Origin of the sequence: Pedobacter sp. N23S346 (genome assembly GCF_048515415.1) — a bacterium.
Classification (GTDB): Bacteria; Bacteroidota; Bacteroidia; order Sphingobacteriales; family Sphingobacteriaceae; genus Pedobacter.
The window spans coordinates 131331-144766 of sequence record NZ_JBLYEE010000005.1 but is presented as its reverse complement, the minus strand read 5'-3'; the positions used below and the strand labels follow the sequence as shown (position 1 = coordinate 144766).

General features: G+C 42.1%; 7 protein-coding genes. 2 read left to right on the top strand and 5 right to left on the bottom strand.

The window, feature by feature from the left end; all coding sequences use genetic code 11:
- Together ACN1CD_RS10990 and ACN1CD_RS10985 are read left to right on the top strand one after the other, a co-directional pair.
- Nucleotides 1-1464 (top strand): NtaA/DmoA family FMN-dependent monooxygenase, encoded by a 1464-nt coding sequence (locus ACN1CD_RS10990; RefSeq protein WP_419130439.1) that lies wholly within the window; start codon nucleotides 1-3, stop codon nucleotides 1462-1464.
- Nucleotides 1465-1498: 34 nt separating this feature from the next.
- On the top strand, nucleotides 1499-2179 hold the full coding sequence (locus tag ACN1CD_RS10985) for an NADPH-dependent F420 reductase (RefSeq protein WP_419130438.1): 681 nt from the start codon (nucleotides 1499-1501) through the stop codon (nucleotides 2177-2179).
- A gap of 108 nt (nucleotides 2180-2287) precedes the next feature.
- Here ACN1CD_RS10985 and ACN1CD_RS10980 read toward each other — a convergent pair whose 3' ends face one another.
- From ACN1CD_RS10980 to ACN1CD_RS10960, 5 genes are read right to left on the bottom strand one after another with little or no spacing between them, the layout of a single operon-like run.
- On the bottom strand, nucleotides 2288-5575 hold the full coding sequence (locus ACN1CD_RS10980) for a GH92 family glycosyl hydrolase (RefSeq protein WP_419130437.1): 3288 nt from the start codon (nucleotides 5573-5575) through the stop codon (nucleotides 2288-2290).
- 6 nt (nucleotides 5576-5581) lie between these two features.
- On the bottom strand, nucleotides 5582-6709 hold the full coding sequence (locus ACN1CD_RS10975) for an acyltransferase family protein (RefSeq protein ID WP_419130436.1): 1128 nt from the start codon (nucleotides 6707-6709) through the stop codon (nucleotides 5582-5584).
- Nucleotides 6710-6753: 44 nt separating this feature from the next.
- Complete coding sequence (locus tag ACN1CD_RS10970; RefSeq protein WP_419130435.1) at nucleotides 6754-9702, bottom strand: beta-galactosidase; 2949 nt, start codon at nucleotides 9700-9702, stop codon at nucleotides 6754-6756.
- 33 nt (nucleotides 9703-9735) lie between these two features.
- Nucleotides 9736-11943 (bottom strand): alpha-N-acetylglucosaminidase, encoded by a 2208-nt coding sequence (locus tag ACN1CD_RS10965; protein WP_419130434.1) that lies wholly within the window; start codon nucleotides 11941-11943, stop codon nucleotides 9736-9738.
- A gap of 8 nt (nucleotides 11944-11951) precedes the next feature.
- Entirely contained in the window at nucleotides 11952-13433 is a 1482-nt protein-coding gene (locus tag ACN1CD_RS10960; RefSeq protein ID WP_419130433.1) for a RagB/SusD family nutrient uptake outer membrane protein, read from the bottom strand.
- Between the last annotated feature and the right edge of the window lie 3 nt (nucleotides 13434-13436).

Here is a 13436-nt window from a genome sequence, read left to right as displayed (position 1 = left end):
ATGAAAGTTTATTCCGCTTTCCTTTGGGAAAGGACTATACAAAGTAAAGCAATTTGCTTTTATCTTTGCAAAAAAAAATCTATTCAAAACTCATGTAATCATAAAATTATGGATTCTTCAAACGAGAAAATAGATAACCTTTCCACTGCTAAGCAAATGCTCATCGGTCTTCATCTTGGGAATGGGTATGGCTCTCAGCCTGGTGCCTGGCGTATGCCAGGAATAGATGCTGAAAGTTATACCAATTTTGATGCCCGTGTAAAACAGGCCCAGGCGGCAGAGCGAGGGAAATTCCAGTTTATATTTTTGCCTGATGGGCCAGGTGCTGTCTTAGCGGATATCGGAATGGAAGCGCCAGCCTTTAATCTGGATGTGATGCTCACCTTGGCTGCAGTGGCTCGCGAAACCAGTAGAATAGGTTTGGTGGCCACAGGTTCTACCACCTTTAACGAACCATTCAACCTGGCCAGACAATTTAAAGCGCTGGATGTGATGAGCCATGGCCGTGCAGGTTGGAATGCTATTACCTCAAGCGGTGAGGATGTTGCTGCAAATTACGGCAGGAAAATCCCATCCAGCGAAGATCGTTATGGACGTGCTCATGAAGTTATTCAATTGATTCAATCGCTTTGGGGAAGTTGGGGAAAAGACGCCTGGGTTCATGACCAGGAAAGCGGCCAGTTTGCAAAGAGAGAGCAGATCGTTCCCATTAATTTACAGGGTAAATTTGTCGGCTCGAGAGGGCCGCTCTATATTCCTCCATCTGAGCAGGGCCAGCCCATCATCTTTCATGCTGGGGGCAGTCCAAATGCCTATGAACTGGCCGGCCGTTTTGCCAATGCAGTTATAGGTGCCGCATTTACTATTGAAGATGCACACGACCAGCGCAATGCGTTCAGGGCGGCGGCAAAACGATACGGGCGCAATCCCGACGAGATTAAATACATTCCCGGCCTGATGACTACCATTGCCAAAGATAGACGCACGGCACTCGATCGCCGTATTCAGTTAACAGGGAATCTATTTCTACAAAGGGCCACCTATCTTCAGCAGATGCTGGGCGTTCCAATTGATGCTATGCATATGGATGAGCCACTTTCAAAAGCGCTCCTTGATAATGCCCGACCGTCCCGTTATGATCCTCGTTCTTCACATGCATTAAAAATTGCAAAAGAGGGATGGAGCGTGCAAGATATTCTCGCCCATGGCGTGATCGATTATCATCCGGTGATTGTGGGACCAGGCATTGAAGCGGCAGACCACATGCAGGCTTGGTTTGAAGCCGGGGCAGCAGATGGATTCTGGATTTCTCCCGACGTTAACGATGATGGTATCGATGCCTTTGTGGATGAGGTAGTTCCGATCCTTCAGGAACGTGGGCTTTTTCATAAAGATTATGAGGGCAAGACGCTACGCGAACATTTAGGGGCACCTGATCAGTACGGAATTGATCCCCGTGTTTAAAATAAAATAATAGTCATAATAAAATATATCAAATATGGAAATAGGAATTATTGGATCCGGTAATATTGGAAGTTCTCTTGCCGGACATTTAGCAACACTTGGACATCAAGTTAAAATTGCGAATTCACGCGGACCGGAGTCATTACGGGAAATCGCAGAGAAAACCGGAGCGAATCCAGTAACTGTTGAAGCAGCTGCCGATGCAAAAGACCTTGTCATCATCGCCATTCCACAAAAGGCAATGGTAAAATTGCCGCTTGATATTTTGTCGGTTTCGGAAGCCATTATCATTGATGCAGGAAATTATTATCCTTCCCGTGATGGAGAAAATACCGATATAGAAGAAGGAATGACAGATAGTGAATGGACGGCAAAAGTGATTGGTCATTCTGTGATTAAAGCCTTTAATAATATTGTTGCTCCAAGTTTAGCCGAGAAAGCAGTTCCGGCAGCAAGTTCAAACAGAATTGCATTATCAGTTGCTGGTAATGATGAAGAACAAAAACAAGTTGTGATGAAACTCATTAATGAAATTGGCTTCGATGCCATTGATGGAGGTTTGCTTTCTGATTCGTGGAGACAACAACCAGGTGAGCCCGCTTATTGTCAGGATTTAGATCAGGAAAATTTGAAAGCAGCATTGCAAAGAGCAGATATCGCCAAACGTGCTGAAAATCTTGCTGTTGCGGATGAAATGGCACGACCTTATTTGTAATAATTATTTTCGCCAACCGAAAAACTGATGCCTGTAAATTCAATTAAAGAGATAAAAATTAGGCTGGTTGGTGAGATGCCAACGAGTAGGTAAACTGATTGATTTCTTTTAATACCTGCCTTTTTCCATTTCAAACAAATCTTCAATATCTTTTGCCAATAATGGCTGGCTGTAAATTTTAATCTGATCCATCTGCCCGTGGAATATTCTTTCTGAGGGAAATTCTTCATTACGGCCAATTTGCCATCGGCTGGTGTTAGAAAGATTGGCGATGCCATCTACTTTTGTACTGCCTGCTGGTTTTCCATCCAGGTAAACGGTGAGTAAATCGCCCTCACAAACGCCAGCAACATGATGCCATTTGTTTTTCCAGTCAGCAGGTAATTTTATGGTACAATCGCCTCTTCCCCAGCCACTAGCAAAGAATGTTAGTGTCTTGTTATCTGTAGTCTGGATAACGTGGCTATCTCCTTTTGTGAGTATATCTGTCAAACCTTTTTCGTCTCCGGTAGGATAAACCCAAGCCATCATACTAAGGTTATTCCCCATTTGATCCAGGCTTGGAGAATTTGGAATTTCCAGATAAGTACTGTCACCTAATTCAATAAGATGCTTTCTACCATCATTTGACCCACCAATCAGCAATGCGTTGTTATTAAATCCGGAAGCATCTGCAACTTGATTACTATGTAATTTGTTAAGGTCTAAATCTAAAAGTAAAGATGTTAAAGGTGTTTCATAAACTTTGAATATTGATTGCCTGTTTCCTATCCTGATGGTTTGCAAGCCAGTTTGATTTACGCCAAACCGATGATTGATGGTTTTTTGCTGACCTGGCAACAGGTATATTTCATCAGTATAAAGCAGTGTTTCCTTGTTTTGGGAATCATTAAGGATAACCTGGGGTTTAAAGGTTTGCGCTATTCCCGTAATGTTTTTAATGCGATAGCTGATTCCCTGTTCGGTGTTTAATTTTACTATTGGTTTTGCTTTCAGTTCAACAATCTGAAAAGGTTGGGCGACTGGTTTTTTCGGGGCAATAACTCTGATAGAAGTGTTAGCAGATGGATTTGTACCAATTTTTATGTTGCCTAATGCATACAGGCGACCACTGATGGAGTCTGTAATAGTCGCTCCAGGTGCTACTAATGATGATTTAGACAACCATGGTTTTCCGTTTGCGTAAATAATAACTTTCTTGGTTCCGAGGCTTCCTTCGTTTTTTAAGGTGAAATGTACCTGGAAGGGTTCGTTAGGGTTAACTTGTTTTTTGCTGATGCTATATTTTAAAAGTTTAATATTAGCATCTTGTTTGGTTGCCGAAAGTGATATCGGATTTCTGTTTGTTGGCCACGTTTGCGTTGCAATCGGACTCATTACAAAGTCCAGCCGACCGCCTTTAGCCAATAGCTGATGTGGAATGTCTAACTGGTTGTAAATTTGTTTGTTAACAGATAACGATTGGACGTATTTATTTGCTGGAGATTGTTTCTGTGCATGGATCACCAAATCTTTTTTATTGGCCAGGTGCAGGGTTACAGATTCAAATAAAGGCGCGCAAATGGCATAATTTGGGTTTCCGGGACTAATCGGAAAAAACCCAATGGCATTAAAAATGTAGGCGCTCGACATTGAACCGAGGTCGTCGTTGCCTGGCAGGCCACCAGGAGTTGCAGAAAAGCGATTGAGCATAATGTTTCTTAGCCATTGCTGCGTGAGTGCCGGGCGACCGGCTGCGTTAAACAAGTAAGGCAAATGCAGCACGGTTTCGTTGTCGTAAAGGATCACGTTATTGGTCATCGCAGAATCCAAACGATTTGAAAATGCTTCAGCACCACCAAGCAAATTAATCAGGTCTTTGGCATTATGAGGAACAAAATAAGTGTATGTCCATTTGTTGCCTTCTTTGTAGCCCGTCATGCCGGGGTTTAATTTATACGTGTTGCCTTGTCTTGGCAGCATAAACAGATCTGAAGGATGGAAAAGGTTCCTGTAATTTAAGCCACGTTTTTCCAGTAATTGCTGATCTGGCTTGTTCTTCATTACCAGTTTTGCAAATTGCGACAGCGCCCAATCGTCGTACGCGTATTCTACCGTTCTGGTTACCGATTCAGACCTGGAAAAGGGTACATATCCTAACTGGTGATACACTTTCATGTCGTTTTTTGCAAACGGGCCTTCCAAAATACTCTTCCGCATTGCGGTATAAGCAAGGTTTCGGTCATAACCAGTAATTCCTTTCAGGTAGGTATCCACAATGATTGGTACGGCATGATTTCCAGTCATGGTTTCTGTTGGCAGATATCCCGTTTGCTCATATACATCTAGCATGGATAGAATGATATCATTTTGCTTTTCGGGATATAATAATGTGAGTAGGGGGTGTAAAGAACGGAAAGTATCCCATGGGGAAAAACCACCATATTGATTTTTTCCTTTTGTGTGGTAAGTCTTTCCGTCAGCTCCTCTGTATTTTCCATCTATATCAGAAACTATCCAGGGGATGAGCAGCGAATGATAAAGTGCCGTATAAAAAACCTTTTTATTTTCAACTGAAGGATCTTTGATCTCCACTGTAGCCAGTTGCGTACCCCATTCTTTAGCTGTTCTTTCCCGGAAAGTCTCAAAGTCGAGTTGGCCAATTTCTTTATCGATGTTCTGTTGTGCACCTTCAAAACTTACTGTAGATGAGCTAATTTTAAGTGTGATGATTTGTGCTGCTGTATTTGATTTTTCAAAGCTTAATAAATACCCGCCCTTAACGCTATCGGATTCAATGATGTTGGATGATAGGTTAACGGTAGTATTTCCTGAAGATCCATAAACCAAACGTTTGCTCTTCAGGGTAAGATTTCCGGCTTCGCCAATGTAGATTTGCGGTGTTACCTTTGCAGGGAAGGTGAATTTTAAAATCCCGGTTCGGGTACTTGCTGCGGCTTCGGCAATGGTGTGATTATCGGTAAATACCACTTTATAATAGCCTGGTGTTGCCTCTTCCTGCGTATGACTAAAAGGGCGGTTATATTTTCCTGGTTCAAAATTTTTTCCTTTCTCCACCGGGAGGATGAATACCTGTCCTGAAGATCCTTCCGGGAAACCGCTGAAGTGCTTAAAACAGCTAAAAAAGAAAATATGTTTATCGCTGTAATCGTATCCTTTCGCTCCGGTTACCCGCGTTTCTGGCGAGAGTTGAATATTGCCCGATGGGGCTACCGCACCTGGATAAGTGCCTCCATTGCCTCCCCAACTGGTTAACACATTACTTTTCGTTGTGCCAACAAATGGATCAACGTAAAGTGTATTGCCATTTGATTGCTGCTGCTGGCTATGAACTGACAGTGACAAAGAAAGCAGCAATAGTATAACGGAGTGTACGCGGGAGAATTTAGCAAACATGCAGGATTAGATTTTAATATAAATTTTTCTTTTATCCATCAGGTAACCTACAAACCAGCAGAGCATCATAAAGCTTACCGCAAATACAAGGGTGCCAAATGCACCGGGGAAAATTACCTGGTAAAAAATATTGTTGATCCAATTGTAGAAACTTATGCTTTGTTGTACCTGCACCAATTGAAAAATAACCAGCAGTAATTCTGATAAAAGATAGATAGCCAAAGAGTTCCTTCCAAAAACCAGGAAGAAGTTTGTTCCCCATTTGATGTTTTTAAGTTCGATGGCATAAATTAAGATCCCTAGTATCGCTAAATCCAAACCTATGGTAAGCAATACAAAAGAACTAGTCCACAATTTTTTTGCAATAGGGAAAAATTGTCCCCAAAACAAAGCCACGCCAATCAGTAATGCGCCCATCATCAATAGCTTAGCCACACATTCAAAATTTTTCCCTTTACGCTGGATATAAGCACCTGCAAGGTAGCCACCAATAACGTTCACGATACCTGTGATGGTGCTCAATAATCCTTCCGGATCGAAAGCTATTGGGCCGCCGTGATCGTGGTATAAATGGGCATCACCTAAAATTAAGATATCCAATTTAGTGCCTGCATTACCCAACATGCTATATTCTTCTCCTGGTACTCCGTATAACAGTAGAAATGCCCAATAGATTAGCAGGAGTGCAATAGAAATGATGATGGCTGCTTTTTTTGAACAGTAATGTACGATAAGCGAACCAAAAAAGTAACACAAGGCGATTCGTTGCAAAACGCCCATAATACGGGTGTGGCCTAAAGAATTAAATACCCAGTTACCATGATCCCGATGCATAAAGGGAAACCAATACATCAGGTAGCCCAGCAAAAAGATGATTACGGTACGTTTAAAGATCTTGGCTAAAAAAGCAGAATTGGTTTCAATCTTTTTCTTAGAAAAACTGAGGGCATTTCCAACTGCAAATAGAAAGGATGGAAAAACGAGATCAGTGGGCGTAAAGCCAAACCAGGCTGCGTGATCTAGCGGTGACCATACCGCTGCACCCGAACCAGGAGAGTTTACAATGATCATGAAACAGACGGTCATTCCTCTAAATATATCGAGCGTGGTAAATCTATTATTTGATAATTCCATAAGGTTCTATTATTGTATGTGCTAGTATTCTGCTATTATTTAATCTATTGCGCCTTCAGCTGATAACTGATTTTGCTGGATGCGGTTTCCATCACTATCTTCACTTTTTCAGGGTTTTTGCCGTCTTCATCGTAAATCATCATCTCGTTCTGCCCCTCTTTTAGCCAGGGCTCTGGAATATACATACCGATATCGCCGATTTTTTCCGGATAGCGCCCCAGGTTATGGCCGTTAATCCAAACTGAACCGTGCCCCATGCCATAAGGATGAACACGCCAGATCAAATGCATGTTGGCTATTTTTTGCTGATTGAAAGTGGATCTGTAAAATTGTGGACCACTTAACGAATCTGTACCTATCAGGCTTTTCCAATCCACGGAAGCATCTTCGGGATCTACACCATTTTTCATGTTCCATCCGGTTAAAACGGTTCCCGTTCCCATCGTGTTTATTTTAACAGGCTGATCGATACCGCCCTCGTTACTTACGTTTTCTATAAAAACAGAGAGTTCAATCGGTTTGGCTAAAATAGCTGCATCTGTAATTTTATATTCAAAAGGAATATTCCAGCCTTCGTGTCTTAATACTTTTTTGCCGTTGATAAATAAAGTTGCATTTTCATCCGTACTTTTAAAACTGACCGTTAGGCTGGAAAGGCCTGGTTGGGCTTTGATAATGGTTTGAAACCAGCCATAACCCTCTTTAAGGTTGAAGGCATCTGCTCCAATTTTATATTTTGCAGTTTTGAGTGTGTCGAGTAGGGGTGGGCCATTTCTAATGGACAAGGAATCTGGCGCTGATGTGAAATACCACTTATCAAGGGTAAATATAAATGGTCCACCTTTTTTAATTCGGGTAATGCCAGAAAGTCCTTTTTTATCAATGTCTGTTATGGGGCCGAGGTAGGCAGCTAGTTTATCGCGACCATCATGGGCGGTAAAAAAGGCAAGATCATGAAGACCTTTTTTTAGGTCTAGGGTTAGCTCACCATTTCTGATCTTCCAGTTGGTTACCAGCTTTCCATCTACAAATACCGTTGCACGGTCGCCCCCATCAGACTGTAATGTGTATTTTCCTGTAGAAGGTGCATTAAATTTTGTGCGGTACCAGGCAGAATTGGTCAGGTTTCCATCTTCGCCCATTTGTAATGGATTTTCACTAGCTAACCATTTCCCGTTATTTGTAGCAGATGCTGCAAAAACCGAAGCATCTTTATTTTTCCAGGGCGTTAAATGAATCAGCGTATCTATTTTAACATCCTGAATAGGGCTAACAGTCATTTTTTTAACCCCATCTTCGAGGTAAAGCATTGCGTGGGTATCTTTTGCGGCAGCTAATGGATAGGTTGCTGCTGCTTTAAAGCCTGTGTTACTCAGTTTCGTTTCACCAAGATAAGAAACACCAGTAACAATCGCTTCACCCTCTGTTTCGGCTGTGATCCATGTTTTATTGGTTGTCGATTTGTCCATTACCAGGATCCGAACCAGTTGATCGCCTGTTTTAAAAAGATAAAGGGAAGGTTGCTCCGTGGGCTTAAACACGGTGTTTAAAGTAACGTTTTTGCCGGTTACTTTCAAGTCACTAATATGAACAGTAGATTTAACAATAGCTTTTCCATCTGTAATAAAATTCAGATATAGCGGGTCTCCTGCATTTGCTTCTATGATTAAAGTAGTGGTATTTTGCTGTTTAACCACGCTGTAGATTCTGGATAATCCCCAATTTAATTCTACTTGATTATTCAGTTTAAACTGATGTACAATCGGATGGATCTCGCCCGGCAATAAGTTAACCGTAAAAGGAGGTAGCCCCTTAAGCGTAATGGTTTTTGTAATCTGTTTTTCAGCGGAATTATCAAGGAAAATCAACGTTCCGGCCTCGCTCATTCTTGCCGTGATTTTTAGTGTAGTATCTGGTGTTAAGTATTGATAAGTTATGGATGCGTCGGTACTGTTTTCCAATATGTCCTGGAAACTGCGTGCAAAGTATCCGGCACGTTTAAAAGTATAATAAATCGGGCGTAAATCTCCGGCTTGCCCCACTGCAGCGCCATAATCGTATGAGGCGGCGTCTTCATCATTGTTGGTATAGCCAAAATTAGATCCGCCATGTGCCATATAAAAGTTATAGCCGTTGCCGCCATGGGCAATGATTTTCCAGGTACGGCGGTCGTAAACGGGTGCATCTGTCGGTTTAGCGCCATATTGCGAATACCAAATGCTCCAAAATTCTGTAGAAAACCACGGATTAGGTCTTTTCGGATCATCGAGTGTTTCTTTTCCGGCAGGATCAGTTGCATGATGTACGCCGCTAAAAAAGTAGGGCACTTCCATTCCCATGGCTAATAATTTGTTTTGTAAATGTTTAAAGTAATCGTTAGGCATATCAGTTCCCCAACCTTTAGGGTGTTCATTTTCGAGTTGCACTAAAATTACGGAGCCACCTTTATTAATCTGGTGTTTCATTACAATAGGCAGTAAATGGTCGAAGAAGCGGTCTACATATTTTTCAAATTCGGCATTCGGTTCCCTCACCCGTAAACAAGGTTTAAAGCGTAGCCAGATGGGATAACCACCCTGATCCCATTCGGCACAGTAATATGGGCCAATACGCACAATCGAATATAATCCCAGTTCTTTCACAAGAGCAAGAAACTGATCGAGGTTCTGGTCACCATCAAACTCAAATTTCCCTTCCGTGGGTTCATGAAAGTTCCAGATGGTATAGATCTCAATGCAATTGAAGCCTCCACGTTTAAGTTGTAGCAGGCGCTCCCGCCACAATTCATGCGGCACCCGGGCATACTCCATACCTGCAGAAACTAAAAAGGTTCTTTTCTGATTGATCAGAAAGCCTTTACTGTCGAAATCGCTGAAGCGCTTTGCTGCAGGCAACGCATGGAACATGTGGTCATTTACAATTTCCTGTGCATTGGCAAGAGTAGAAACAGAAAGGGCAAGCAGCAAAGCATACAAAAGTCTACCGTATTTCATTAGCTGAGAATATTATGTGGCTTTATACTGGTTTCATTTTGCATGAGCGGCTTTTATCGTATCATTATATTTAGCATAAAGTTTTGCCACCACTTCAAATGAATTGCCTTTTATTTTGTCAGAATAGGCATTGTTATGGAGATTTACCCATTGCCATTCCCAGTTTTTTACATTTTTATCAAACGCTTTCAAGTCTACTGTTGTGCCTGTTTTTAACGACTGATCGAGTGTTTTAAAGAACATTTCCCATCTTGGTTTATAATATCCTTTAATTAACCCTGCCCATTGGCGGTTAGAATATTCCCTTAAACCGCTTTCTTTATCACCCCATAAGGTAACAAGATCTCGTGCATTAAATTCGTATAAATTTTTCTCTTTTTCTGTAATGCCGTTAGCTCTTGCTTCGTTAATCCATTTGCCCAGCAGAAAATCTTTGCGGGTGGCTAACAACAGGTCCATATCGTCTAATAGTTCCAGGAATTCTTTGCTGTATTTTTTAAAGGCAACCTGATCTTTGGCTTGGTAAGCTGCTGCCATTTTCTGTTGAAGCGGGCTCGCATAGTTGGCTAATACTTGCCTGGTTACATCTACCAGGTCATATTCAAAACCATCGCTGGTTTTTAATTCATCTGCACTGGCGGTAAACAAACCCCAGGCTTTAACCAATTGAAGCGGATCGTACGATAATCCCGTCAGTACCCTGTCTATTTTCTTCTCAAAAGTAGGACGGGCTACGATGATAGACTCGTTTCCGCCTTCCGTTAAACCACCGCTATAAACGGTATTCAATAAGATATTCCATGCCTCATCCAGCTGCGGTAATTGTTTGCCATACCTGCGTTTCGCATAATCTTTCAGCCATGCTTCCGCATCGATTGGTGTATCTCTCCATACGTTTTCGAGCATTAAGCCAAATAAGGCAGGGTTTTGCTCAATTCCTTCGGGAGCCAGCCCGATCCCCACCATCTTTTTAGATTCAGGATCGTGCAATGCAATAGAAGGGTCTGCTGCCACATGGCGCATTCTGCCAAACAAACTGATGTTGCCACCAAAGTTCTGCAGCATATTCCAGATCCATGGTTTGCCATAATAGGCATCTGTATGGTTCCATACCGGGTGCGCATCGCTGTATAAATCAAGCACAATCATCTGGTCGTCTGGTACCGCATTCAGTAAAGCTTTCACCTGCTGCGGCTGCCAGAATTTATTGTTGTAGTGGAACATCCATCCTTGCATCACCCAAATTGCTTTAGGATCAGCGGCTGTCATGGAATGGAACACCTTTTTACTCATGTCGCTTAAATAAGTCGAGTCGTTAGTCGGCGGGATGTTTTCGTTAAATGTATCAGAGGAATACAGGTGATCTGTTCCAAATTCTTTAGTCTGGGTTTCAATGTACTGTTTCCCGATTTTTTCGAATAAGGTATCTTCAGGATCGAGGATAAATACATCAGGAAAACCAGCATCCCAGTTGGTTCTTTTTACTTTGGCCGATGGGAACTTATCTTTGAAGGTAGGTGGCACGTGACCAGTAAAAGCAGATAAAACAGGTTTCATCCCAAATGATCTTTCTCTTTCGAGGATCTTTTTCTGCAGTTCTTTATGGGAATCCATCCAGTGCTGTGGCAGCGGACCGCCCCATGCATCGATGTTGCCCATCCATAACCAGGAAAAGTAAGCCGGACCGCTAAAAAAACCTTCGAGTTCTTTATCGGTAAAACCCATCGAGCGGTATACATCTCTCCAGATGGCTTCTTCGCCGGTAATGGCTAATGGCATGTTGATTCCATTTAAAGCCATCCAGTCGATTTCTTTCTGCCAGCGTTCCCAATCCCACCAGGCCATGGTGTAGTTAAAAGTGCAATAGTTTAAATAGTAACGGTAATTGTAAGGGGTGTTTTTATGGATTTTTGCTGATACTACTGGTAAAACAGCAGGGATGTTCAGGTTGGTGCCATTCCAGCCAATATCGCTCTGGCAATAGTTTTTTAAGTAATAATTTAAAGCCGAAGCTACTGATAAGCCATTGTTGCCACGCAGTACAATTTTATTGTTTCTGGATTCCACTTCAAACACATCTTTTTCATTTTCCCTGGGGATTTCTTCTACAATGAATTCTCCCGCCCGGTTAGTTACGATACGTTTTAAAAAGGCAGCGGTGTTTTGCTGGTCTACTTGCGCCTGCGTGGTTAAGCTTGCGGTTATGGCTGCCAGAAACAATAAAATAATGTACTTATGCATAGTCTTTTTTAGAAATTAGGGTTTTGAACCAATACACCACCAGCTTTGTCAATCTCTACTTGTGGGATGGGGTAATAATAGTGTTTAGGACGAATAAAAGTAACCGTTTTTCCCTGATCTACCGGCGCCTTTGATACTGCACGGTTATAGATCGTGGCAATATTAACGATTCCGGTTTTATCCCAGCGCATTAAATCCTGGTGTCTTTCTCCCTCGCCAGCCAGTTCTACGCGTCGCTCGTGGATTAGTTGGGTCATGCCTGCGCCCGATACCGGAGGTAATAATGCAGAAGCTCTGCGGCGAACCTGGTTAATGAGTGCATCGCCAGCGCCTGCACCTTGTGTACGGATTCTGGCTTCGGCTACTAACAGGTAGATGTCTGCAGAACGCATTAATGGAACTGCATAATTATGGTCAACACCGTTTCCTTCTGCCGACCCAAAAGGGTAGAAAACTGCATATTTACGGAAAGCAAAACCTGTAGATGACAGGCTGCTGGTAAAGGTTTGATCATCTACGCCGTCGCCAATATTGATTTTGTCACCAACACTCAAAAGCGTGGCTGCTTTACGGGAATCGTTTGCTTCAAATTCGTCGGCTAAACCTTGTAAAGGCTGACTAAATCCATATCCTCCCCAAGCTCTAGGGATGTAATAAATGGTATAATCGTTTTGTACAATGTTTTGTAAACCTTGCACAGAGAAGAGAATTTCAGTACTGCTTACATTTTGGCGTGTAAAGTTCTCCTGGAAAGTGGCTGCAAGATTGTAATTCGGATTATTAATTAAACGCTGGCCGGTAGTAATGGCTTGCGGTAATTTCTCCCAATACATATATAGTTTTGTAAGCAATCCTAAAGCTGTTCCTTTGCTTACGCGACCCCTATCTGTAGCACCATAAGATTCTGGAAGTAAATCAACAGCCTTTAATAAATCGGCTTCAATTTGTTTCCTCACTTCTTCAATGCTCGATTTCGGTTTGTTAAAGGTTTTATTCGTGAAATCTGATTCTGAAATAATGGGTACATCGCCATATATCAACATTAGTCGCCAGTAACCAAAAGCTCGCATAAAGTACGCTTCGCCCATGCTTCTGTTTCGCACGGCTTCATTCATTACCGGTATTTTAGGGATATTGATAATTGCATTTGTAGAACGGTTAACCGTTTCATATTTATACGTCCAGCTATACCTTACTTGTGCATTAGAGGCATCGTAGGTCAGGTTTTCTATCGCTTCATCTTCAGAATGATCTCCCGAACGCCAGTAATCATCCGATGCGACATCAAAAGTAGTTTCTGCATGGCTGATATAATCTTCCTGCTCGAGCAGGTTATAGATTCCGGTAACTGCATTTACCCCATCTGTTTCATTTCTAAAATAGTTGTCTGTATTATAAACACCTTTCTGGTCAAGATCCAGATTCTTTTTACAGGACGCACTTAAAAGTACAATCGCTGTTAGTACAAGAATATTTATTTTCGTTTTCATAGG

Coding starts and splice junctions, on each gene's coding strand:
- ACN1CD_RS10975 (WP_419130436.1), bottom strand. CDS start 6,709: ATGGAATTATCAAATAATAGATTTACCACGCTCGATATATTTAGAGGA.
- ACN1CD_RS10990 (WP_419130439.1), top strand. CDS start 1: ATGAAAGTTTATTCCGCTTTCCTTTGGGAAAGGACTATACAAAGTAAA.
- ACN1CD_RS10980 (WP_419130437.1), bottom strand. CDS start 5,575: ATGTTTGCTAAATTCTCCCGCGTACACTCCGTTATACTATTGCTGCTT.
- ACN1CD_RS10970 (WP_419130435.1), bottom strand. CDS start 9,702: ATGAAATACGGTAGACTTTTGTATGCTTTGCTGCTTGCCCTTTCTGTT.
- ACN1CD_RS10960 (WP_419130433.1), bottom strand. CDS start 13,433: ATGAAAACGAAAATAAATATTCTTGTACTAACAGCGATTGTACTTTTA.
- ACN1CD_RS10965 (WP_419130434.1), bottom strand. CDS start 11,943: ATGCATAAGTACATTATTTTATTGTTTCTGGCAGCCATAACCGCAAGC.
- ACN1CD_RS10985 (WP_419130438.1), top strand. CDS start 1,499: ATGGAAATAGGAATTATTGGATCCGGTAATATTGGAAGTTCTCTTGCC.